21 protein-coding genes are annotated in these 22,834 nt (G+C 31.6%); 6 read left to right on the top strand and 15 right to left on the bottom strand.

What is annotated here, in order from left to right; all coding sequences use genetic code 11:
• The first annotated feature begins 70 nt into the window (after positions 1–70).
• The gene (locus CLRAG_RS21215; RefSeq protein WP_275507568.1) at positions 71–193 is read left to right on the top strand and encodes a hypothetical protein; all 123 of its coding nucleotides are present in this window, start codon (positions 71–73) and stop codon (positions 191–193) included.
• A 78-nt stretch (positions 194–271) separates the two neighbouring features.
• Here CLRAG_RS21215 and CLRAG_RS03555 read toward each other — a convergent pair whose 3' ends face one another.
• The 6 genes from CLRAG_RS03555 to lepB all read right to left on the bottom strand — a co-directional run bounded on the left by CLRAG_RS03555 (position 272) and on the right by lepB (position 7,572).
• Positions 272–1,975, bottom strand: coding sequence for a methyl-accepting chemotaxis protein (locus tag CLRAG_RS03555; RefSeq protein WP_065077114.1), 1,704 nt, complete (start codon positions 1,973–1,975; stop codon positions 272–274).
• Positions 1,976–2,251: 276 nt separating this feature from the next.
• Positions 2,252–4,267 (bottom strand): penicillin-binding transpeptidase domain-containing protein, encoded by a 2,016-nt coding sequence (locus tag CLRAG_RS03550; RefSeq protein ID WP_065077113.1) that lies wholly within the window; start codon positions 4,265–4,267, stop codon positions 2,252–2,254.
• 12 nt (positions 4,268–4,279) lie between these two features.
• Positions 4,280–4,504, bottom strand: a complete 225-nt coding sequence (locus CLRAG_RS03545; protein WP_063555361.1) for a YdbC family protein — start codon at positions 4,502–4,504, stop codon at positions 4,280–4,282.
• 143 nt (positions 4,505–4,647) lie between these two features.
• The gene (locus CLRAG_RS03540; protein WP_065077112.1) at positions 4,648–5,904 is read right to left on the bottom strand and encodes a glutamate-5-semialdehyde dehydrogenase; all 1,257 of its coding nucleotides are present in this window, start codon (positions 5,902–5,904) and stop codon (positions 4,648–4,650) included.
• A 16-nt stretch (positions 5,905–5,920) separates the two neighbouring features.
• Positions 5,921–6,721 carry a glutamate 5-kinase gene (proB, locus tag CLRAG_RS03535; protein WP_065077111.1) on the bottom strand — a complete coding sequence of 267 codons (801 nt, stop codon included), beginning with the start codon at positions 6,719–6,721 and terminating at the stop codon, positions 5,921–5,923.
• 320 nt (positions 6,722–7,041) lie between these two features.
• Positions 7,042–7,572, bottom strand: a complete 531-nt coding sequence (gene lepB / locus CLRAG_RS03530) for a signal peptidase I (protein ID WP_065077110.1) — start codon at positions 7,570–7,572, stop codon at positions 7,042–7,044.
• A 156-nt stretch (positions 7,573–7,728) separates the two neighbouring features.
• Here lepB and CLRAG_RS03525 point away from each other — a divergent pair, with 156 nt between their 5' ends.
• A complete protein-coding gene (locus CLRAG_RS03525; RefSeq protein WP_065077109.1) occupies positions 7,729–9,393 on the top strand; it encodes a purple acid phosphatase family protein in 1,665 nt (554 codons plus the stop codon).
• 331 nt (positions 9,394–9,724) lie between these two features.
• On the opposite strand, the gene CLRAG_RS03520 is transcribed toward CLRAG_RS03525, so the two are convergent.
• Together CLRAG_RS03520 and CLRAG_RS03515 are read right to left on the bottom strand one after the other, a co-directional pair.
• Positions 9,725–10,396, bottom strand: coding sequence for an HlyD family secretion protein (locus CLRAG_RS03520; protein WP_242872084.1), 672 nt, complete (start codon positions 10,394–10,396; stop codon positions 9,725–9,727).
• Positions 10,397–10,415: 19 nt separating this feature from the next.
• A complete protein-coding gene (locus CLRAG_RS03515; protein ID WP_065077108.1) occupies positions 10,416–11,210 on the bottom strand; it encodes an efflux RND transporter periplasmic adaptor subunit in 795 nt (264 codons plus the stop codon).
• A 293-nt stretch (positions 11,211–11,503) separates the two neighbouring features.
• On the opposite strand from CLRAG_RS03515, the gene CLRAG_RS03510 reads away from it, so the two are divergent.
• Positions 11,504–12,046 carry a macro domain-containing protein gene (locus CLRAG_RS03510; protein ID WP_065077107.1) on the top strand — a complete coding sequence of 181 codons (543 nt, stop codon included), beginning with the start codon at positions 11,504–11,506 and terminating at the stop codon, positions 12,044–12,046.
• Here the strand turns inward: CLRAG_RS03510 and CLRAG_RS03505 are convergent.
• Positions 12,035–12,595, bottom strand: a complete 561-nt coding sequence (locus CLRAG_RS03505; protein WP_065077139.1) for a VanZ family protein — start codon at positions 12,593–12,595, stop codon at positions 12,035–12,037. The two genes, CLRAG_RS03510 and CLRAG_RS03505, sit on opposite strands and share 12 nt — an antisense overlap.
• A 203-nt stretch (positions 12,596–12,798) precedes the next feature.
• On the opposite strand from CLRAG_RS03505, the gene CLRAG_RS03500 reads away from it, so the two are divergent.
• Both CLRAG_RS03500 and CLRAG_RS03495 read left to right on the top strand, forming a co-directional pair.
• Positions 12,799–13,896: an Ldh family oxidoreductase gene (locus tag CLRAG_RS03500; protein ID WP_065077106.1), complete on the top strand. Its 1,098-nt coding sequence runs from the start codon at positions 12,799–12,801 to the stop codon at positions 13,894–13,896.
• A 30-nt stretch (positions 13,897–13,926) separates the two neighbouring features.
• On the top strand, positions 13,927–15,309 hold the full coding sequence (locus CLRAG_RS03495; protein WP_065077105.1) for an FAD-binding oxidoreductase: 1,383 nt from the start codon (positions 13,927–13,929) through the stop codon (positions 15,307–15,309).
• A 22-nt stretch (positions 15,310–15,331) separates the two neighbouring features.
• Here CLRAG_RS03495 and CLRAG_RS03490 read toward each other — a convergent pair whose 3' ends face one another.
• From CLRAG_RS03490 to CLRAG_RS03475, 4 genes are all read right to left on the bottom strand, one after another.
• On the bottom strand, positions 15,332–16,123 hold the full coding sequence (locus tag CLRAG_RS03490; protein ID WP_065077104.1) for a potassium channel family protein: 792 nt from the start codon (positions 16,121–16,123) through the stop codon (positions 15,332–15,334).
• Between the two features lie 40 nt (positions 16,124–16,163).
• Positions 16,164–17,216: a glycoside hydrolase family 130 protein gene (locus tag CLRAG_RS03485; RefSeq protein ID WP_065077103.1), complete on the bottom strand. Its 1,053-nt coding sequence runs from the start codon at positions 17,214–17,216 to the stop codon at positions 16,164–16,166.
• Between the two features lie 8 nt (positions 17,217–17,224).
• On the bottom strand, positions 17,225–18,175 hold the full coding sequence (locus CLRAG_RS03480) for an MTP-1 family protein (protein WP_065077102.1): 951 nt from the start codon (positions 18,173–18,175) through the stop codon (positions 17,225–17,227).
• 354 nt (positions 18,176–18,529) lie between these two features.
• Positions 18,530–20,047, bottom strand: coding sequence for an Ig-like domain-containing protein (locus tag CLRAG_RS03475; RefSeq protein ID WP_065077101.1), 1,518 nt, complete (start codon positions 20,045–20,047; stop codon positions 18,530–18,532).
• A 295-nt stretch (positions 20,048–20,342) separates the two neighbouring features.
• Here CLRAG_RS03475 and ytaF point away from each other — a divergent pair, with 295 nt between their 5' ends.
• On the top strand, positions 20,343–20,966 hold the full coding sequence (gene ytaF, locus CLRAG_RS03470; protein ID WP_065077100.1) for a sporulation membrane protein YtaF: 624 nt from the start codon (positions 20,343–20,345) through the stop codon (positions 20,964–20,966).
• Here ytaF and CLRAG_RS03465 read toward each other — a convergent pair.
• Complete coding sequence (locus CLRAG_RS03465; protein ID WP_065077099.1) at positions 20,955–21,785, bottom strand: heme ABC transporter ATP-binding protein; 831 nt, start codon at positions 21,783–21,785, stop codon at positions 20,955–20,957. The two genes, ytaF and CLRAG_RS03465, sit on opposite strands and share 12 nt — an antisense overlap.
• The gene (locus tag CLRAG_RS03460; protein ID WP_065077098.1) at positions 21,785–22,834 is read right to left on the bottom strand and encodes a FecCD family ABC transporter permease; all 1,050 of its coding nucleotides are present in this window, start codon (positions 22,832–22,834) and stop codon (positions 21,785–21,787) included. The genes CLRAG_RS03465 and CLRAG_RS03460 overlap by 1 nt, the downstream gene beginning before the upstream one ends.

Below are 22,834 nucleotides of genomic sequence, written 5' to 3'. Positions count from 1 at the left end.
ATATAATTAAATCATATAATAAATGATATTAAATTTATTATTATAATCACATAATAAAAGGAGCTATACCATGAAAGAACAACTTTCTCCAATAGAAGTGCATAAAAAGCATATAAAAACTGCTACTACAATTTTTTTTATAGCATTAATATTAGCAGTATCTATAATAACCTATATCATATCATCCACTTAAAATAAAAATGGCAGAACCTTAAAGTTCCGCCATTTTTATTTTGCACGTATACGATAACTATTTAATTTTTTTGATACATTAATTATTTATTCTAAATTTAGTTATATTGCCCTTAAGATTTTCTGTCATACTTTCAAGGTTTTCTGCAACTTCGTATACTTTATTTGCAGACTTGCTCATTTCAGCACTGGAAGCAGCTATTTCCTCAGTAGATGCAGCCATCTCTTCTGCAGTAGCTGAAGTTTCTTCTACACTACTCACTATTTTATCTTTGCTTTTTTCTAGATTATCTACAGATTTATTTACTTTTTGAATTTTAGGCATTATATTATTAACCGCATAAGTTATATTAGTAAAAGCTTCTACAGATTCATTTATAGAACTAGTTTGATTTACAATTTCATTGTCCATCTCTGAAGTTTCCTTTACTATATCCACTATTTTATTAGAAAGCAATTTAATTAAACTATCTATACTTGTAGAAGACTCCTTAGTCTGTGCAGCTAATTTTCTTACTTCCTCTGCTACAACTGCAAAACCTTTTCCAGCTTCTCCAGCCCTAGCTGCTTCTATAGCTGCATTTAAAGCTAGCAAGTTAGTTTGATCTGAAACACTGTTTATAATATTAGTTATGTCATTTATTTTCAGCACATTACTGCTAAATTCCGTTATATTGTCCTTAAACATTCTAAAAGAATCATTTACCTTTGTAATAGACTTTTCTATATTAGGCAGTTTTTCACTATTTTCTTTTGCCATATTGTCTATTTCATTAGAGCTTCTGTCTATTTCATTTATATCCTCAACTATCTTAGACAATTCATTGCTAAAGGAATCTATAACCTCATTTACAGCAACTAATTCTTGTGCCTGATTTGTATTTGCTCCAGCCACCTGGTTTATAGTCTGGGATACATCACTTGAAGATCCAGATAATTCTTTAGAAATCAAAACTAAGCTATTTGATTCATCAACTATAGTTTTAAAATCATTTCTAATAGTATACAACAAATTATTCACAGATTTTCTCATACTTTCTATACCTTTGGCTAAAACTCCTCCTTCATCTTTATAATTCAAGTATTCTCTAGGAACTTCTTTAGTAAAATCTCCTTTTGATAAAGTGTTCATATATCCTGCAGAATAAAGTAATACTTTAGTTATCTTAGATACAAAAATATTTGCTGCTATAACAGACAATATAGCTATTAGTATCACAATAATTCCTATGCTTTTAAAAACTTCAAATATTTGATTATTTATTACACTTTTACTAATGCCTATAAAAAACATTCCCAGTACATTTCCTTCATTATCCTTGATGGGTTTATATATTACCTCATAAGGCACATTCAATATTTTTGTTTCTCCCCTAAAGTCTTCTCCAGATTTCAACACTTTATTTGAAACCTCAGATAAAACTTTTGTATTTACAGCTCTATTTCCTTTGTTCATTACCGTCGTAGAAATCCTTGTATCTTTTAAAAATATAGTAACTTCTTCACCTGTCTCCGCTTTTATAGAATCTACAAATTTAGTGTCTCCACTTATAAGTTTACTTCCCTTGTATAATTTTCCGTCTTTCTCTTTCCATGCTCCACCGTATTTTTCATCTAATAACTTTAAAGCCATACCAGAATTTGACTTCAATTGATTGGAATAGCTTTCATCTGTTATATTAATCAAATTATGATGTACTAATATAAGAACTGACGCACTCAAAATCAAAATGATACATACTATTAAAAGATTTATTTTACCCCTAACTTTTAGATTTTTCATTTACACTCCCCCTGATAATATAAATATAATTTTATGAAAACGTTTATTTAATTTATTTAAAAAAAGTCAGAGCACTGCTTCCGACTTTTTGTCCTGTTTTTAATTTCTTTCATCTTAAATAAATTAAAAATTTATTCATTTCCTTTATATACTATTATATCAAAAATTTAAATTATATTCCACATTGCAATTAAACTTATCAGCGAATCCTATTTAGTAGCTTTCACAAAGTTCATGCAAGTGTTATAGTAGGTAACCATCAAACAAGATATAACCCTATCTTACTTGTTCAAAAATACTTTTTACTATAGGAACCACATAATGGCTTCCTCCCTTTTCTTTAGCATTTTCCACCATAGCTATTACTAAAAGTTTTGGATTATCCACGTTAACTACAGCAAACCATCCAACTTCTGTTCCACTAGTGTCCTCCTGTGAAGCCTTTATCTCTGCAGTACCTGTCTTTCCTGCCAAAGTCATTCCAGGTATACATGCTTCATGACCCGTCCCTTTAGGGTTTGAAACTACCTGTTCCATGTCATTTAAAATAATATTTGCATCTTCTTTAGGATATACAGCTTTTTTCCATATCTGTGCCTTGGCATTATCTTTATATATAAGGTATGGTTTTATAATATTTCCTTCATTCACAAAAGAATCATACATTGCCATTAAGTGAACTGGGTTTAATAAGATTTCTCCTTGGCCATATCCGCTGTCTGCCAGCTGCACCTCTGTTTTTATATATCCTTTTGAGGCTAATTGTGATTTAGAGAGGCCATACTCAAAAGGCATTTTCTCGCCTAACCCCCAATTTTTAAGTTCTGTTTCCATAGTATCTTTTCCAATATCCAATGCAGCTTTTGCAAAATATATATTATCCGAATAAACAAGAGCATTCAAAAGATTGCTCGGCTCACCATAATCCTCAACTCGTGTAACATAATACTTTCCCCAACTGCTGTCTTTTTGCCATTTAAGTCCAGAAATATTTTTAGACACTTGTGAATTTAATTTACCACTCTTTAAACCTATTGCTGCTGTAATAGGCTTGAAAATAGATCCAGGAACTACATTGCTCTGAAATCTATTGTATAAAGGTCTTCTTTTATCTTCGTTTAAAGCCTTCCAAGTATCACTTGACATACCCATTACAAAATCATTAGGATCAAAAGAGGGCGTACTTACAAGGGATAGAACCTCCCCCGTTTTAGGATTTATACTAACACCCATGCCAGCATCTTGCTGCAATTTATTATATAGTAAACTTTGGATCTTAGAATCTATAGTAAGTTTTATGTCTTTTCCATTATGTACTTTTCTCTTTATAAGAGTCTTTTTTTTCTTATTGTTTTTATCTACAATATAAATTTCATATCCATTTTGAGATCTTAAAGTACTTTCATATATTTGTTCTAATCCTGATTTGCCTATTACATCATCAGGTCCATAATCTTTATTTATTTTTAAATCTTCTGCAGTAACTTTATGTACATATCCTGTTAAATGTGCAGCTGCATTTTTCAGTGGATACACTCTCTCCTTTATATATTGTACTTTTACTCCAGAAATTCTTTGAAGTACAGCTAGACTACTGTCATCTTCCTGTATTACCTTTATAGGTACAAACATATCCTTTTTTACATAAGATGCAGAGAGCTTCTTATTTATATCTTCTTTTGAAATGTTTAAGAGAGTAGCTATATTCTCCTTAGATTTTTCATCATTTTGTTCTAAAGCTTCAGGTACAATCCCAATTTGTGCTGCCTGCCCATCCTCCGCTATAGGATTGCCATTTCTATCATAAATTGTACCCCTTTTTCCCTGTACAGTATTTATTCTTATTTTATCTCCTTCTTTTAAATCTGGAAATATATTAGAAGGACTCCACTCTACTTTCCAATCTGTTTTGTCATTGTCCTTCTCCTTTTTTAAACTTATACTGTTTGAAAAATCTAATTTGCCTGCTGCAGTATCCATACTTATCTTTATTGGCACTTTTGCAATTCCATCTTCATATTTTATGTCACTGCAGCTGTCAATCTTTACATTTATATTCTTTGCTTCTATTCCACTATAAATATTGTTGTAACGACTCACAAAATCTTTTTTAGCAATCGTAGATTTACTCTCTTTATCCATTTTACTGTACATTAAATCATAATTGCCTTTTGTCCATGCATCTATGTAACTATTTAAACTACTTTTTACCATATTATTTTTGCTGCTGCATGCAGTGACTGTAAATATAGATAAGACTATGAAAATACACCATAAAAATTTACATTTCATAAAATCATACCTCTAAGACAAATCCATATTATTTAATATGTTTTTTAACTCCCTCAGTTCCTCTACAGTTAGGGTAACTCCTTTTCCCATTTTATCATGTTCTTGTGACCAATCTCTTATATCGTATTTAGCCGTTCTATCATTCCAGCTGACTAAATTTAATTCTTTCTTCCATCCTTTAGGGGATTCTGATAATACTCCTTTATTCTCTTTTATTTCATATTTTATACCTGCCATTTTATACACCTCTCAAAATTAAAAAAATTATTTTCTATATTATACCATAATTATGGAATACTCTCCATTTAAGAATTTACATGAAAAATTAAACTTCTGAGTACAAAATTCTCAGAAGTTTAGTTTTAATTTAATTAAAATCCCTATTTTCGTATCTGTCCTTCTCCATAGACTACATACTTTGAAGTAGTAAGTTCATTTAATCCCATAGGCCCTCTTGCATGAAGCTTCTGGGTACTTATACCTATTTCAGCACCAAATCCAAACTGCTCACCATCAGTAAATCTAGTAGAGGCATTTACATAAACTGCCGCAGCATCAACTTCATTTAAAAATCTTTGAGATGCATTGTAATCATTCGTTATTATAGATTCAGAATGTTTTGTTCCATATTTATAAATATGATCCATTGCTTCATCCAGCGAATTCACTACTTTTACTGCCAATATTAAATCTAGAAATTCTGTATCATAATCTTCTTCCGTTGCCAATTTTGCATAGGGAATCAATTTTTTCGTTTCACTGCATCCTCTTATTTCAACTCCCAACCTTTTTAAAGTTTCTCCCAAATGAGGCAAGAACTTTTCAGCAGCGTTTTTGTGTACAAGCAATGTCTCCATAGCATTGCAAACTGCTGGTCTTTGAGTTTTTGCATTTACCACTATATTTTCTGCCATATTTAAATCTGCACTTTCATCCACATAAACATGACAGTTTCCTATACCGGTTTGAATTACAGGTACTGTTGAATTCTTTACTACAGAATTGATAAGTCCCCTGCCCCCTCTTGGTATGAGCACATCTACATATTCGTTAAGTTTCATCAAAGTTTCCACTGCTTCTCTTTCAGTTATATCTATAAATTCAATAGCCCCTTCTGGAAGTCCGGCACTAACAGCAGCTTTATTTATTGTATTGTATATAGCTACATTAGAGTTTATTGCTTCTTTTCCTCCTCTTAAAATGACTGAATTTCCACTTTTAAGACAAAGTGCAGCAGCATCCACAGTTACATTTGGCCTAGCTTCATATATTATTCCTATTGTTCCAAGAGGTACTCTCACTTTTCCAATACGTAGTCCATTCGGCCTTTTCCACATTTTAGACACTTCACCAATAGGATCTGGAAGTGAGGCAACTTTAATAAGTCCACCTGCCATAGAATCTATCCTTTTTTGGTTTAATTCAAGCCTGTCGATAAAAGCTTTACCTTTACCTGATTTTTTAGCATTATCGAGATCTACCTTATTAGCTTGTAAAATAAGTTCTTTGTTGTTTTGAAGTGCCTCTGCCATATCATTTAAAGCTTTATTTTTTAAATCAGGACCCATATTAGATAATGTTCTTGCAGCCCTACTTGCAGTTTTAGCTTTTTCTACAATATAACTATTTATATCCACCTTTGTAAGCCTCCTTTTATTTTTCTGCTTCAAATAAAGTTCCAACTTCTTTATTCGAAACTATATCTTCTATGACAGCATCTTGGGATCCATTTGCTATTATCATAGATATTCCCGATGACACTGCTATTTTTGCAGCCCTAATTTTAGTATACATACCACCTGTTCCAACACTACTGTGAGACCCCTTACTGCAATCTTCAATTTCCTTAGTTATTTTAGGGACACAGCTTATTAGTTTAGCATCTTTATTCGATTGGGGATCAGAACTATAAAGCCCATCAATATCTGAGAGCAAGATGAGGATATCTGCATGAATGGTCTTTGCAATCAAAGCTGAAAGAGTATCGTTATCACCAAATTTTATTTCCTCTACTGCAACTGCATCATTTTCATTAACTATGGGTATTACTCCACGTTTTAAAAGTGCTGTGAAGGTATTTTGGGCATTAGTATAATTGTCCACAATATCCAAATCATTTTTTGTAAGTAAAATCTGAGCAACTATTTTACCATGTTCTGAAAATATCTTTTCATATGTATTCAAAAGTATTCCCTGCCCAATAGCCGCAGCAGCTTGCTTTTCACATATGTCTTTTGGCTTTGTTTTAAGTCCTAATTTCAAAAAGCCAACACCAATAGCCCCAGAGGTTACTAAAACTACACTTTTACCTTGATTTTGCAAATAACAAATTTGCCTTACTATTTCCTCTATTCTATATAAATCCAAAGATCCATCTTCGGTTATAAGAGTAGAAGTACCTACCTTAACTACAACTTTTTTAGCATCTTTTAAATATTTTTCTCTAATGTTCATTTTTTACTCCCCACAAACAATTTAACTTTTATATACTCAACCTTCATAAGTTAAGAATTAATAATGAAAAATTAATAGTAAAGGATGCTTTTTAGCTATCGCAAAAAATCTTTTAATTTATACAAATATGTTTCGCTTTAGCGAAACGAGCTATCAAAAATTTAATCAAAGATTTTTTGCAGTGTAACAGAAAAAAATCCACATTAACTATTAATTCTTCATTCTTAACTATTAATTAAAAATGTTGCTTCGCATTATTCCTAAACTGCAAAAGTTAAGTTATATGTTTACCAATTTGCATTTCAATTTACGCATATTTTTTAAAATGCCTTAATATTATTAAAAGGGTATACTCTCAAAACAACATGCCCTCTTATATCTTTCAAATTTATTGGTCCAAGTATTCTGCTGTCAGTACTATTTCCCCTATTGTCTCCAAGTACAAAAACATATCCTTTAGGGATTACATATTGTGTAATAAGAGAATTGGGTTCAGTAATAGTTCCTTTAGGAAGATAATCTTCTGAAAGAAGTTGTCCATTTAAATATACCTTTCCATCTTTTATTTCAACTTTATCTCCAGCTATTCCTATAACTCTTTTTATGTAATCATCATTATTTTCGTCTTTAGAATAAAAAGTAACAATTTCTCCTCTACTTATATGACCGGTTTCAGTGCTCACTTTTTCCAAGAACACAGAATCCTTATCGTGAAATGTAGGCTGCATAGAAGGTCCTATCACAGTTGTTCTTGCAAAAACATATGTTCTAAATGTCAATGCAAATACAACTGCTAATATAACATAAAATATATACCCGCCTACATTCCTTAAAACTCCCTTATGTTCCATTTATCATACTCTCCTTTAATATTACAAAAATTATAATTAACATTTATTATAGCATAATATAAATTAACATACAGTTAACTTTATATAATATCAATTTAATTTTGAAAATATATAATAAGATTGTCAAATGGAAAATTAAGTTAAGGGGGGAATATTATGAATAAAAAATACTTATCAATGATAATAGCTGCACTTATTGCTGCTACATCAACAATAGCTCCAATATACCCAGTTCATGCGGCTTACGATAGTACAACTATTAATACTAATTTAAATTCTACTGTAAAACCTGATCACATTACTTTAACCTGGACTAAGGGCCCTAAAACTACACAGACAATCACCTGGAGAACTAGTACAAATGTAACTAAAGGATTAGTTCAATATAAAAACTTGACTACTGGAGAAATAAAAACCTTCAATGCTGCTAAACAAAATTTTTCCACATCAAGCACTGATATAAATACTGGATATATGAATCTATTTTCAGCTACTTTAGAAAATCTTACTCCAGGAACTAAGTATAGTTACAAAGTAGGAGATGGCCAAAATTGGAGCACTGAAAATACATTTAAAACAGAGTCAAGCAAAGAGGACGATGTTAAATTCATTGTTTTTGGGGATTCTCAAAGTGGAAATGCTGATGTTCCAAATTATGCTCCCTGGAACAAGACAGTTCAAAACGCTTATTCTAAAAATAAAGATGCAGATTTCATGATAAATGTTGGTGATTTAGTTGAAAAGGGCCAAGATTATAGACACTGGAATAACTGGTTTGATGCTGCTAAAGGCGTTATTGACAATTTACCTGAAATGCCAGTTCAAGGCAATCACGAAACCTACAATGCAGTTGGCTGGGATTCAACTAAACCTAAATATTTTACAAATCAATTTAAAGTTCCTATGAACGGACCTGATGGTTTCAAAGGACAAGTGTATTCTTACGATTATGGAAATGTTCATTTCGTTATGTTAGACAGCCAGGAAGATGAAGAATCTCCAAATAATGATGAATTTTTAAAAAAGCAGGCCACATGGCTTGATTCAGACTTGACTTCAAATAAAAAGCCTTGGACAATAGTTTCATTTCATAAGACTCCATACTACAATAAAGCTTCAAGAGCAAATGTAACTTTAAAAAATATAATATCACCTGTATTAGAAAAACATCATGTAGATGTAGTTATAAATGGACATGATCATGCAATGTCGAGAACTTTTCCTATTAATAATGGAAAATATTATACCGATTATTCTAATGGAACAGTATATTATGTAACTGGTAGAAGTGGAGCTAAATATTATCCAGATTTATCATCTAAAGTTTGGGATGCATTCTTCTTTGATCCACAAGATATGCCTTGCTATGAAGTAGCCGATGTGAAAGGAAATGTACTTGCGATAAATGCTTATAAACAAGATGGTAGCTTAGTAGATTCTTTTGTAATAGATAAAGATCATCCTCAAAACAGCACAAAAGTAGTTCTCCCAACTGCATACAATGTAGATATGAATAATAAAGAACTAGCAGCCATAGGTGCTGATCCAAGATTAGTTGTATATGGAACACCAATTGCATTTGGAAGTAATCAATCTGAAATCATAAAAGGTAAAGCTTATGTAAATCCAAGTTATATAGCCATGTACTTAGGTGGAAAATATGATTCATCATCAATGAAATTGACTATAGATAAGCAAACTTATAGTTTTAATTCCAAAGATCTTTCTCCTAGTAAAAATGTGAGCTTAGATGCTTTAATTAGAGCAGGTTTTAATTGCAGCTATAATACCCAATTTAACATGATTATGATAGATAAATAGTTAAATTACTAACTTTTAGATTTTCTGTGACAGCAGAAAATCATCCTTAATTGTGAATTATGTATTATAGAATTTCTAACTAAAAAATAAACTTATGCGTAGAAATATTTTACAATAAGCAAGTACATTTAAATATTTTGTATATAAGTCTTAGCATAAAATTTATGAAAAAACTTAGGACTTTTGAATTGTCTGAGGAACGAGTTTTCAAAAGTCCTTACGTTTTTGCAAATTTTCTGCTTAGACTTATCAAAATATTTAATCGTACTTGTGGTTGTAAAAATATTCGGAGCATAAGTTTATTTTCGTTTAGAATTCCATAAATTGTTTTCTATTTTACACGGATCTTGACACTTGCATTAGTTCCTAAAACTAATCCCTTAGTCTTATTGAACTGAATTTTAACGGGTACTTTTTGGTTTACTTTTTCAAACTTACCATTTTTATCTTTAGAAGATTGATTTAAACCATTTTGTGATACTAATCCAATGGATTTTACTTTTCCATTAAACTTTTTGCCATTAAATTCATCCAACTTAATGGTAACAGCTTGACCAACTTTTATATTTTGAATTTCTTTTTCATCTATATTTGCAGTTACATAAACATTATCTTCATCTGCTACAGTAGCTATAGTTTGACCAGCTAATTTAAATTCTCCCTGAGTACTCTGCTTTTTAACAACTATACCACTTATAGGAGCTCTCACTAAAGATGAATCTATACTTGAATCCGGGGTATTTGTAACTTCTTGTCTGGCCAATATCTCATCTTTATTAACTTCATCGCCCTCATTTATATCAAACTCTAGTAATTTACCTTGAATTTGAGTATTTACATTAACTGAATCTGCACCCACTACTGCATCATTTGTTGAAATATAATAAGTATTCTCATACCAAAAATAAGATATTATACCGCACAATATTACTGCAATTCCTACTAATATTCCAATAGCTGCTATTTTATATTTCTTAATCATACTAACTATTTTATTAACCATGCTGTATCCCCCCTTTTCACTACTCTAATCCTATTTCCGCAAACATACCTGGTTTCAAAGATGGATTTTTACCATTTATAGTAACCTTTACTAGAACATCTGAACTTTGCGGCTCTACCTTAGAATTTATGACAGTTACTTTTCCTTGAAAATCCTGATCTGGAAGGTCAGGTACCCTAATAATTACATTTTGACCAACGGTAATCTTATTTAAAATGTAAGATGGCGCATATGCATTTACATATAATTTATCAGAATTAACTATTGAGATAAGCGGTTTACCTGGATAAGCCATATCTCCAACATTTACATTTTTAGCACTAACTGTTCCTGAAATAGGTGATGTAATAGTAGCATTATTAAGCGAATTTTGAGCAGCTTTTAATGCAGACTGTGCCTGATTTACCTGACTTTGATAAGTACTTATATTGGATGATGCAGAACTACCTGTTAGGCTTGTACTATTATACGCACTACTTTGTGCACTAGTTAAACTTGAATTTGCAGCATTTAATGCATTCTGTGCTTGATCAACTTGATTCTGAAGATCTTGGGTATCCAATTTTATAACAACTTGTCCATCTGTTACTTTTGTCCCTATGTCTACAGATACTTCTGAAACCCTTGCCGAAATGTTTGAAGTTATTTGAGTATCTTCATTTGTTGTAATCTTTCCTCCCATTATAAACGAACCCTTATCATTCTGTTCATTAGAATTTGTAATTGTCTTTGTAGGAGCTGAATTTTTATTATAACTACAGCCACCTAAAAACACTCCCATAACTACTAAACAAACTAAAATAATTTTTTTCATTTCCATCCTCCTCTTATGTAGGCACTGTAAAATAACTTTTTAACATTTTTATTATAAGCTTAATGTTGTTTAAAATAAAGAACTTTAGTCTAAAACTTCAAAATAAATTAAGTAAGCATTTCCTCCAATATCCAGAAAATCTTCAACTTCATTTATACTAAGGTTTCTAAGCAAAAAATCAACTTATACCAAATCATATAATGATTATTCCAGCTATAAGATATATAATTATATAAACAAAACTATACAATTTCATAGTACTACTTAAAAAATTTCTGAAAGGGGATTAGTATATGATTAAAATAGGTAATAGCGCAATTGAAATCAAAAAAGGAGATCTAACAAAAGAACACAGTGATGCCATTGTAAATCCTGCAAACAGCAGATTACAACATGGAGGCGGCGCAGCTCTAGCCATAGTCTCTGCTGGTGGATTTGAAATACAAAATGATAGTAATAAACTTATATCAATAATTGGAAGTGTTCCCGTTGGAAAGGCAGTCATAACATATGGACATAAGCTACCTGCCAAATTTGTTATACACACTGTAGGTCCCATAATGGGTGAGGGCAATGAAAATGATAAGCTTAAAAAAGCTGTAACAAGTGTGCTCAATCTGGCAGAGTGCTATAATTTACATTCTATATCCATGCCAGCCATAAGTTCTGGTATATTCGGCTTTCCAAAAGATAAGTGTGCAGAAATACTTCTTGAAACCACTATAAAGTTTTTAAAAAATAAAGATACGAGTTTAAATAAAGTTGTAATGTGCAATTTCGACGAAAAAACCTATAACATTTTCCTTGAAAAATCAAAAAAATATCTACTTAAATAAAATTAGGCTTCCTTTTTGTCTTAATTTTATTTTATGAACCAAATAATAACTCAAGTAGAAAATAAAAATTCCAATTAAGCTTCCCAAAAAATCTATGAGTACGTCACTTACAAGGGAACTTCTGCCAGGCACAAACATTTGATGAAATTCATCTGTAACAGCATAAAAAAGACATACAAACATTATGTATATTAAAGCTTTTGCACCTTTTACATTAAATTCAAATAACACTCCACTAACTAAAATAGCAAGTATAAAGTATTCGAATGCATGGGCATTTTTCCTTATAATTAAATTCAGCTTTTCTTCTCTATTTTCTGTAGGATTCATATATACACTTTTAACTTGATCTTTTTGAGTTTTAATTTGAACATTGCTATTTACATTTTTACTTACAATTTTGTTTTCCTTGATTTGTCTGTACTCTTTTCTTAAATTGTCCAATATATTATAACTTCTTTCGTTAGATATATTGCCATTATTTGATGAGTTATAAAATATAAATCCCATCCAAAGAATACATAAAATAATCAAAATTATCTTTTTAATACTTGTCACCTTCTTTGTCTTAATGCAATTATTATACCTCAAATTTAGGTAACAAGCACCTTCTATTTTACACTTAAATGAGGTATAATTTGCTATAATAAAACTATTATATATAAAGCATTTTCAAAGAAATAACCGTCGCATCTTTGACTTGTTATTTTCTTTCAAATGCATAAAGTAAATTTGCTGAATGGAGGAATAATATGTCATACACCAAGGTTAAGTATGAAGATATAAAAAAGTTGTGTAATTTGGTTTTTGAGAAATTTGGATTCAACCAGGAAGATAGTAAAACCATAACTAGCGTTTTGCTTTTATCAGATCTATATGGAATTGAATCACATGGTATCCAAAGGCTAGTCAAATACTACAGTGAAATAAAAAGTGGCCTTATAAATATCAATTCTAAAATGAAAATAGTAAAGGAAACACCTGTATCTGCAACAATAGATGGCATGGGAGGTATGGGACAACTAATTGGTAAAAAAGCCATGAATCTGGCAATTAAAAAAGCTAAAACTTCAGGAATGGGTATGGTAGTAGTTAGAAATTCAAATCACTATGGTATTGCAGGCTACTATGCCAAAATGGCTGAGGAGGAAGGACTTCTTGGAATTTCAATGACCAATTCTCCAGCTGTAATGGTACCAACCTTTGGAAAAGATGCTATGCTTGGTACAAATCCTATTGCCATATCTTTTCCAGCTAAACCCTACCCATTTTTAATGGATATGGCTACTAGCGTAGTTACCAGAGGAAAAATTGAAGTTTATAACAAAAGGCATGAACCTCTTCCACTTGGTCTCGCTTTAAATAGTGACGGTGAAGATACTACAGATCCCCTAGATGTACTTCTTAATGTACGAAAAAATTCTGGAGGAGGCCTGCTTCCTCTTGGAGGATCAAAAGAATCAACTGGAGGACATAAAGGTTATGGATTTGCACTTGCAGTTGAAATGTTTACAGCAATTTTGTCTGGAGGATTTACTGCAAATAAAGTTAGCTTAGATAGAGAAAATGGATCTGGAACATGTCATTATTTCTTTGCAGTGGATTATGGTATATTTGGGGATAAACAATCCATTGAAGAGAACTTTTCCAGTTACCTAAATGAACTTAGAAATTCAAAAAAAGCAAAAGGCGCCACAAGAATATATACTCATGGTGAGAAAGAAGTAGAATCCTATAAGGATAAAATGGAAAATGGAATTCCAGTAAATGAGACTACTCTTAAAGAAATATACGACATATGTGACTACTTTAATATAAAAGCTAGTGATTATGTAACTAAAGTAATATAATTGTAAATTATTAAAAAGGGGGCAATATTTTTGAATTCAGAAATAATTGAAAATCTAAAAAAGATTACCGGTGCAGACTGGGTTACAAATGACCTATCACAGATGCAAAGTTACTTACAGGATGAAACAGAAGCTTTAATTCGTGTTGAATCCTCAAAAGATTGTGTAGTAGTTAAACCCGGTTCACCAGAAGAAATATCCAAAATACTAACATATGCAAATGAAATCATGATACCTGTAATTGCTAGGGGCGGTGGTACAGGTGTATGTGGTGCGGCAGTTCCCATAAAACCAAGTATAATCTTATCTCTGGAGAGATTAAATAAGATCGTGGAATTTGATAAAAAGAATCTAATGATTACAGTGGAATCTGGCGTAACTTTAGCAAATTTACTTGAAGAATTAAATAAACAGGATAAATTATTCTTCCCAATACATCCCGGTGATGAGGGAGCACAAATTGGAGGAATGGTAGCCGTAAATGCAGGCGGTACAAAGGCTGTAAAACATGGAATTATGAGAAATCATGTTAAAGCTTTAGAAGTAGTTCTTCCTACAGGAGAAATAGTCACTTTAGGTGGAAAACTAATAAAAAACAACATGGGTTATGATTTGCTTCAAATGATGATTGGCAGCGAAGGAACTCTTGGTGTGATCACAAAAGTAACTTTAAAATTATATGCAAGAAATAAATACACAGGTACACTCATAGTTTCCTTTGATTCACGAAGAGATGCCTGTGACTGCGTTCCTAAAATACTTCAAGAAGGAATTACACCTTTAGCTATTGAATACATGGACAGACCTATTTCAGAAAAAGCTGCAGAACACCTTGGAACTAAATGGCCTGCAACCAAAGGCTCTGTGGATTTAATGCTCATGCTAGACGCTAAAACTGAAGATGAACTTTATGATACTAGTGAACAAATTGTAGGAATATGTGAAGAACATAATGCAGTAGACAGCATTATAGCTGAAACTTCAAAGGATCAGAAGGAAATTTTAGCTATAAGGAGCAATGCCTATACTCCTTTTAAAGACCATGTAGCTGACGGACTTGACATGGCAGTTCCACCATCCGCAGTGCCTGATTTCTTTGATGATATATCGGCTTTATCTGAAAAATACCATACTGAAATCCCAGCAGTTGGCCATATAGGCGATGGGAATATTCATAATTTCATACTAAGTGACAATGGTAAATTGCCTTCTTACTATGAAGAGTTTAAACAGGAAATGTACAAAATTGCATTGAAATATGGTGGAACAATAACTGCAGAACATGGAACTGGAAAAACCAGAAAAGAATATATGCCTCTTCAATTTACCAAAAGAGAAATTCAAATTATGGAAGGCATTAAGAAAGCATTTGATCCTAATGGGATTTTAAATCCAGGTACTATAGTAGATTAAAAATAGGGGGACAGTATTCCCCCTATTTATTTTTCAAGCCTATCAATGTTTTGCAGATGTTGTTTACATCTTCATTAGACAAACTATCAAAGTCATCTAACTCTTCCTTAATGGTATCCAAAACCTTGTATTTAAAATTTTTACGTACTTTTTTAGCCTTTCTATCTATAAAATATGCAGAAATGGTACTTGTAAGCGTTCCTATAAATCCTATACCTGTAAGCATTAAAATGGACGCTATTATCCTTCCTGCTGTAGTGGAAGGAGAAATATCACCGTATCCCACTGTAGTTGTAGTTACAAAACTCAGCCAAATTGAGTCTCCCAGTGTCCTGCCTTCTGCAAAATGCATTCCCACTCCTCCCATAAGTATAGTGACTATAGTGAGTTGAAGTATATAATTAAATTTATTAGTTTTTATAAATTCATTTAAACATTTTTGAAACTTAAAGAAGAATGCCAGAGCCCGTAAAGATCTTAAAAAATTTATTAATTTTAAAGTTTTAAATAGTTTTGTACTTTCAACTATCCTTAAACTTTGAAATATCATATTAAATGGTATTATGGCAATTAAGTCTATAATATTTTTCTTTATGAAAGTCTTTTTATTGTCTGAAATTATAAGTCGTGTAAAATAGTCGACTACAAAAATCATCCATATTATATTATCTATTTTGTGAGCTGTATCCAGATCTCTAGCTGTAAGATTTCCTGCATCTTCAAATATAAGTATAATTATAATACTTAAAGACAGTATTCCTATAAAAACATTGTAAACTAATTTTAAGCTTTTTTTAGAAATTCTATGAATCATAACTTTCCCCCGGATAAGTTTCTCTTCTGTAAAAATATTTCTAATCTAGTGTATTCAAAATGTCCTTTATTTTTACCACCGCAAGTCCAATAGAATTATCACATATTCCATAATATATATATAATTCATCTCCACGCAAAACAACACCACAAGGGAAAATAACATCTGAAAAGAAACCCGATTTTTCATAATTTTCTTGAGGCTTAAGAATGGGATCTTTACTTCGTCCGACAACTTTTTCTGGGCAATTTGTATCAAGTAAAAGTGCTCCCATAGAATAATGTTCCATATCATCTACCCCATGGTATAATTCAAGCCATCCTTCATCTGTTTTTATAGGCGGTACCCCTGCTCCTATTTTTGCAGAATCCCAGGAGTTTTCTCTAGTGCATGCCACTATTTTGTGATTTCCCCAGTTGATCAAGTTATCCGATTCAGATATCCATATTACAGGATTGCCGGTACTCTTTGATACCGGCCTATTTAATGCAAAATACTTTTCACCTATTTTTTCTGGAAAAATCACTGCGTCTTTATTTTCAGTATTAAAAATATTACCTAATTTTTTATAACTTTTAAAATCATTAGTTACAGCTAACTCCACTACAATACCATACTTGGATACTGCGCTATAAGTCATATAATAATTATCGTCTATTTTAGTTATTCTTGGATCTTCAACTCCAAAACTTTCATATTTGTTTTCCGGGAAAATAAAAGGAACCTCGTCTATTTCAAAATTTACACCATCGCAGCTTCTTGCAATTCTTATATGTGACATAGAAGTAAGATAGTCAAAATCAACATTGCTACCTACTTTTTTTATAACTCTTGAATCACTAAAATCATAGTTTTCATCTTTTTTATTTATTGTCAGCAATTTAATTTTATTATTCTGATCTAAAAGGGGGATTCTCATATAACCTTCCATTTCCTGCTTAACTCTTTCAGCTATTCTCAAAGCTAAAACCACTTCTCCATTACACTCTGCTGCTCCTGGATTAAATACCCCTACAACCTGAAAATCTTTACTGGAGGGAGTTACCTCACTGCAGGTTATAATTGGATTACCTTTATATCTTCTTATATCCATTTTTCCTCCTATAAATTATCGAAGTATAATTCCGGATTTTTATTCATATAATCATAAAATGGATTATCTATTTCGAGTGTTTGTGCTTCAATGTCACTTATTCCTGCATATAAAATGGCCTTCTTGCCTTTAAATGTGAGTCCTCCACTAAATACTACATCATAAAGTGTTTCATTTTTACTAGGTCCTGGCAAAAAATCATTTCTACTTGCAATTATCTGTACATCTTTATATGCCATAGAATTTATATCAAGTACAAAAGTCATGGAATAATAGTGCTTCATTCCCTTCTCGTCTACTTTTGCTATATGCCCTAAAAGTCCTATATTATTTTGATCAATAGGATATATGCTATTGATTCCCCCCCATTCATCATCATTAAAAAAGTCATTTAAAATAGGGGCGTCTTCAATAACTCCCATACTCAAATCATTTAATCTTTTAATCTTTGCAAAGCCTATCTTTCCTCTTCCACCTTTAGCTCCTTGAGGGCGAGTTAATACACCTATGGTACCATCTTTTAGCTCAGTTATGCGTAAATCTTTCATTCCTTCAGGTCCTACAAAAAAAAGCTTAAGATGAAAAATGTCCTTACCTTTATATATCATAGTTCTCCATATAAGATTATTAGGATCATTTATATCATTAAACACTTCAACTCCACCTACTACCATTTCATTACCTATTTTTGTAAAAAATGGATCTTCCAAATTCATAATAGGTGATTCTATTATATGACACCACGCATCTTCATATTTTTCAAAAAAAAGAACCATGGAATCGTTGCTTCTCTTTGATTCAACTCTACCAGCTATTACTGTTCTACCATTGCTTAAAAAGGGAGCTGTTATATTATAGACATCCTTGTTAAATATTCCTACAAATTTAACTCTCTTGGCTATCTTTTTTGCTTTTTTATTATCATACTCCTTCAATAATTTATCGCAAGTAACAAGCATATTTTCACCTTCTTAGTTTTAATTAACCTAATTATATTATAATTCTTATTTTTTTAATTTTCTATATTTTTACCAAAATAAAACCAGAAAGCATAATTTCACTTCCTGGCTTCATAGAGTTTCTAAACGAAAAATCAAATTATACTCCGGATATTTTACTGTTAATTGATAAAAACATAATTAAAAATTAAGAGTTAATAATTAATAGTTATGGATGATTTTCTTCCGTTAGCACTTCAGAAAATCTAAACTATAACACCATTGAAGCTTTGCTTCAATGAGCTTTAAATTTAAGATTTTTCGCTGCTCTGCGAAAAAAATCTTCATTCACTATTCACTATTCATTTTTAATTATTAATTATTAAATTTGCTTCCCATATCATTTATATATTGAACAAAAGTTTGTCCAATATCATCCAGGGACCAAAGACCTGTAGCTTTATAACCATATTTACTATACGCAGTATAATCTTCATAATTTATGCTGTAAGTTTGTATTATAGGATACAATGGCTTGTCCAATCCGTAAGCTTTATAATCTGCAGCCATTTGATCCAAACATCTATTTACAGACCACTGCATTTCTCCCCAATAACACTGAGGTGCTGAAAAATCACAGTATTTGTTAAAAACTGAATAAGCTATATTCTGGTGATAGCTGGCTATTGGAAAAGACGTATATCCAATTATTGCATTAGGACACTGGCTTCTTATAAGCTCACATATTTCCTCTGTCTGCTCGGTTTTATTTTCTACAGCATCTTCTGCATCAAATACGTAGTAATCACTGTTATTTAACGCTTCTATAATTAAATTGCCCTCACCTTGAACATCATCAAAATGATTGTAACCCCATGTTCCTACTTTAAATCCTGCCTCTTTGAAATATCCAACATACTTCAAAAAATCATCTCTAAAATTGGTGCCTCCACCTGAAGGTCTCGATCCTTCGTTGTACTTAATACATACATTGTCTATTCCCATTGACTTCAATTTTGCTATTAAATTATCTATGCCTCCGTAGGCATCTACTTGATTTTGAAGTTCCCATATCCACATAGAAGTAGAAGCTATACTATCCACATTTTTAGTGGAAGGGTTTATAGTTAAGGACAAATCAACCTCTTTACTATATCCTTTTACTTGTCCTTCATAAACATAATTTCCCGGTGAAGCTAAGGTATTTACCTTTTTATTCCATTCAACTCCTACCTGCACTTTTCCTCCATCAGACATAACTGCAGTTACCTCATCAGGCAGCTTATAACTATCACCTTGATTTATTGACACACTGATATTATCTATATTCTCTATTTTTGCCCCAGTTTTAAAATTCATGGTAAGAGCAGTTTTTAAAACTTTATTATATCTACCCATTAAGTTATTATCAATTTTCAATATATAATAACTTTCAGGATCATAATCTGAAACTGTAGATACAGTCATATAACTATCGTAATTGCTTAAAGATATATTTATAGGCACTTCTGCATTAGTTTTTTTGTTTATAATTTTTACATTTTCTTTGGCTGAAGACAAATCTATAGGTTGGTTAAAGTGAATTATCCAGCTTTTATCCACAGGAACGTTGTCCACATTATCCGCATTTGCTGGCAAAAGATTACCGCTGCTTTCACTTACTGGAGAACTAGAATTACTTTCTGATATGTATTTAGATTCCTCTTGTGATGCTAAAATTTTAGATGTGTCTTGCAATGTTTGAGATTTTGAATTGTCTTTAGTCGATACTACTTGAGTTTGGGATTGAGTTGTATTAGAAATATCACTCGCTAGTACAATATTACACGGATTTAGCTGATACATTACAACAATTGATGCAAACATTAAAAGATTTTTTAAATTTTTAATCAATTTTTTCTCTCCTTTCAGATAAGCAAAAAAAATTTTCTATTTTTTGCAAATTTCTATTGACTTTTAATATACCAGTATATTACCATATTATCTCCTCAAAATCAACAATAGGTGCACAATGCATATTACACCACTTATTCCATATGATCTTTATAAATACATAATTTTCAAGGGAAAAATCAATGAATCTTACTTATTGGGAGTATTAGAGCAGGTAGTCATCAGATAAATAGTGGTAGCATTGTATTTTGTTATGAATATACTATAGGAGTAACCATACTATAGGAGGAACATAATGCACTTATTGCCTTCATTTTTATTTGCCTTATCCGCAAATATAGACAGTTTCACTGTAGGAATATCCTATGGTATTAAAAAAATGAAAATTAGTCCATTAAGTACTATTCTAATAGCCCTAATTGCTACTGCAGGAACATTTCTATCTATGGTTCTAGGTAAATTTCTAATTAAGTTTATGTCTGAAAATATAGCCAATATCATTGGCAGCGGTTTTTTGATAGTAATGGGCATATGGTTTATAATTGACGCTGTTATAAAAGAGCACTGTAATGAAAACGAAAAACTGTGTAATGCTGAAAATAATCTTTTACCCTATAAAAATCTTTTGGACAATCCAGAAATAGTTGACGCTGATAATTCAGGCTATATAGATGTTAAAGAATCTATATTTCTAGCCTTCGCCCTCACAATAAATAATGTTGGAGTAGGTATAGGCGCAAGTATAACCGGTATCAATATATTACTTGCAACTATATTTACCTTCATTCTCAGTACAACAGGCCTAGTTGCAGGATGTGTTATAGGCAGCAGCTGTTTGTCTAAATTTTTCGGGAAATATGCTCCTTTTGTGTCTGGCATTAGTATTATAATTTTAGGTATCTATGAACTAATCATTTAAATTTCCATTTTGCTTATTGGGATAGTCCCTTTCCTGTCCTATGGGTATTATATAGGGCTTCCCAGTAACTGGATTTTTTATTATGCATACATTTATTTTATACACCTTTTTTATGTTTTTTTCTGTGAGTACTTCCCGAGGAGCACCTTGCATCACAACTCTTCCGCTATTTACAAGTATTACATGGTCACTATACTGGGCTGCAAAATTTAAATCATGAAGTACCATTATAACTGTTATCTTTTTGCTGAGTGATTTAACATTATCCAAAATTTCAATCTGATGGTATATGTCAAGATTAGATATGGGTTCATCCAGCAGTATAATATCTGTATCTTGTGTAAGCGCCCTTGCTATTAAAACTCTCTGCTTTTCTCCACCGCTAAGCTGATTTATATACTTGTCATGGAATTTCCAAGTATTAGTCATTTCCATAGCATGTTTGGCAATCACATAGTCATTTTCTGATTCACTTTGAAGTTTCGAAAAATAAGGAGCTCTTCCCATCAAAACTATATCTTGTACGGAAAAATCCATATTCAAATCACTGTTTTGGGGAACTACCGCAAGTTTTCTTGCCAGTGCCTTATTTTTTAAATCAAGTATATCCTTATCTTTTATAAAAACCGTGCTCTTATAAGGCTTTAAAGTTTTAGCAATATTTTTGAGTAAAGTAGTTTTACCGGAACCATTAGGCCCTATAATCGAATAAAATTTATTTTTTTTAAAATCTATGTTTATATCATGAAGTATATCAACTTCATCAAAACTGTAATTTAAATTTTTAACTTCAACTGCACACAAATTTGAATTATTCATTATATCACTCTCTTTTTAGATTTTATTAAAAGATAAATAAAATATGGAGACCCAAATAAAGCAGTTACAGCGCCCACAGGTATTTCAGAAGGAGCAGCTATAGTTCTTGCCACCGTATCGCAAATAATCATAAACACAGCTCCAATTATCAATGAGAAAGGCAAGAGCACCCTATGGTCAGGTCCAAATACCATACGCACTGCATGAGGAATTATCAGTCCTACAAATCCTATTACACCACTTATAGACACACAGGCTGCAACAATTATTGAAGAAACAGCAAGTACTATTTTTTTTACATTTTCAACTTCTATGCCCAAACTTTTAGCAGTATCATCCCCTGTAAGCATTATATTTAAATCTCTTGAAAATAAAAGTATTATAATTATACCCAGGAATATGAAAGGTATTAGCATCAATATTTGATTATAGGTTGCTGCAGAAACACTTCCCATTGTCCAAAAAACAATTTTTTCAACCTGCTGTCTGTTGAATACCATTATTATAGATATTATTGAAGATAAAAGGAAGCTCACAGAAACACCTGCCAGAAGCAGTGTAGTTGGTGGTATCTTGTTTTTTACCCTGGCTATGTTATAAACCAAAACAGTAGTTGCAATAGACCCTACAAAAGCCATCATAGTAATGGCTGTAGACCCTAGAAGCAAAGTATCCAGCTGCAGCATAAATCCAATTGCAGCTCCAAGAGCAGCCCCTGAAGATACTCCAAGTACGTAAGGATCTGCCATTGGATTTTTAAATATTGCCTGAAAGGATGCACCTACTACTGATAATCCCATTCCAACTAATGCTGAAGTTACTATTCTTGGTAAACGTATCTGTAATATTATGAGCATGTGATTTTGTGACATACTTGCTGTAGAAACTAAATTTCCCACAATAGGTATTTTACTTAGTATCACATATAGTGTTTCCTTGAAGGATATGTCTGCAGAACCAAGCATAGCTGATATTACTGCCGAAAAAAATAATATTACTATGCAAATGCAAAAAAACAACTTAAAATGCTTTTTCCGGGAAAATTTCAT

It is taken from the genome of Clostridium ragsdalei P11, from assembly GCF_001675165.1.
GTDB classification, from domain to species: domain Bacteria; phylum Bacillota; class Clostridia; order Clostridiales; family Clostridiaceae; genus Clostridium_B; species Clostridium_B ragsdalei.
The sequence above is the reverse complement of the archived record's forward strand: the minus strand, read 5'-3'. Positions and strand labels throughout refer to the sequence as shown.

Excerpts from the sequence above, each read along its gene's own strand:
- CLRAG_RS03500 (WP_065077106.1), top strand. The coding sequence starts at position 12,799 with ATGTCATACACCAAGGTTAAGTATGAAGATATAAAAAAGTTGTGTAAT.
- proB (WP_065077111.1), bottom strand. The coding sequence starts at position 6,721 with ATGAACATTAGAGAAAAATATTTAAAAGATGCTAAAAAAGTTGTAGTT.
- CLRAG_RS03545 (WP_063555361.1), bottom strand. The coding sequence starts at position 4,504 with ATGGCAGGTATAAAATATGAAATAAAAGAGAATAAAGGAGTATTATCA.
- CLRAG_RS03510 (WP_065077107.1), top strand. The coding sequence starts at position 11,504 with ATGATTAAAATAGGTAATAGCGCAATTGAAATCAAAAAAGGAGATCTA.
- CLRAG_RS21215 (WP_275507568.1), top strand. The coding sequence starts at position 71 with ATGAAAGAACAACTTTCTCCAATAGAAGTGCATAAAAAGCATATAAAA.
- CLRAG_RS03460 (WP_065077098.1), bottom strand. The coding sequence starts at position 22,834 with ATGAAATTTTCCCGGAAAAAGCATTTTAAGTTGTTTTTTTGCATTTGC.
- ytaF (WP_065077100.1), top strand. The coding sequence starts at position 20,343 with ATGCACTTATTGCCTTCATTTTTATTTGCCTTATCCGCAAATATAGAC.
- CLRAG_RS03525 (WP_065077109.1), top strand. The coding sequence starts at position 7,729 with ATGAATAAAAAATACTTATCAATGATAATAGCTGCACTTATTGCTGCT.
- CLRAG_RS03515 (WP_065077108.1), bottom strand. The coding sequence starts at position 11,210 with ATGAAAAAAATTATTTTAGTTTGTTTAGTAGTTATGGGAGTGTTTTTA.
- CLRAG_RS03520 (WP_242872084.1), bottom strand. The coding sequence starts at position 10,396 with ATGGTTAATAAAATAGTTAGTATGATTAAGAAATATAAAATAGCAGCT.
- CLRAG_RS03485 (WP_065077103.1), bottom strand. The coding sequence starts at position 17,216 with ATGGATATAAGAAGATATAAAGGTAATCCAATTATAACCTGCAGTGAG.
- CLRAG_RS03465 (WP_065077099.1), bottom strand. The coding sequence starts at position 21,785 with ATGAATAATTCAAATTTGTGTGCAGTTGAAGTTAAAAATTTAAATTAC.
- CLRAG_RS03555 (WP_065077114.1), bottom strand. The coding sequence starts at position 1,975 with ATGAAAAATCTAAAAGTTAGGGGTAAAATAAATCTTTTAATAGTATGT.
- CLRAG_RS03480 (WP_065077102.1), bottom strand. The coding sequence starts at position 18,175 with ATGCTTGTTACTTGCGATAAATTATTGAAGGAGTATGATAATAAAAAA.
- CLRAG_RS03550 (WP_065077113.1), bottom strand. The coding sequence starts at position 4,267 with ATGAAATGTAAATTTTTATGGTGTATTTTCATAGTCTTATCTATATTT.
- lepB (WP_065077110.1), bottom strand. The coding sequence starts at position 7,572 with ATGGAACATAAGGGAGTTTTAAGGAATGTAGGCGGGTATATATTTTAT.
- CLRAG_RS03490 (WP_065077104.1), bottom strand. The coding sequence starts at position 16,123 with ATGATTCATAGAATTTCTAAAAAAAGCTTAAAATTAGTTTACAATGTT.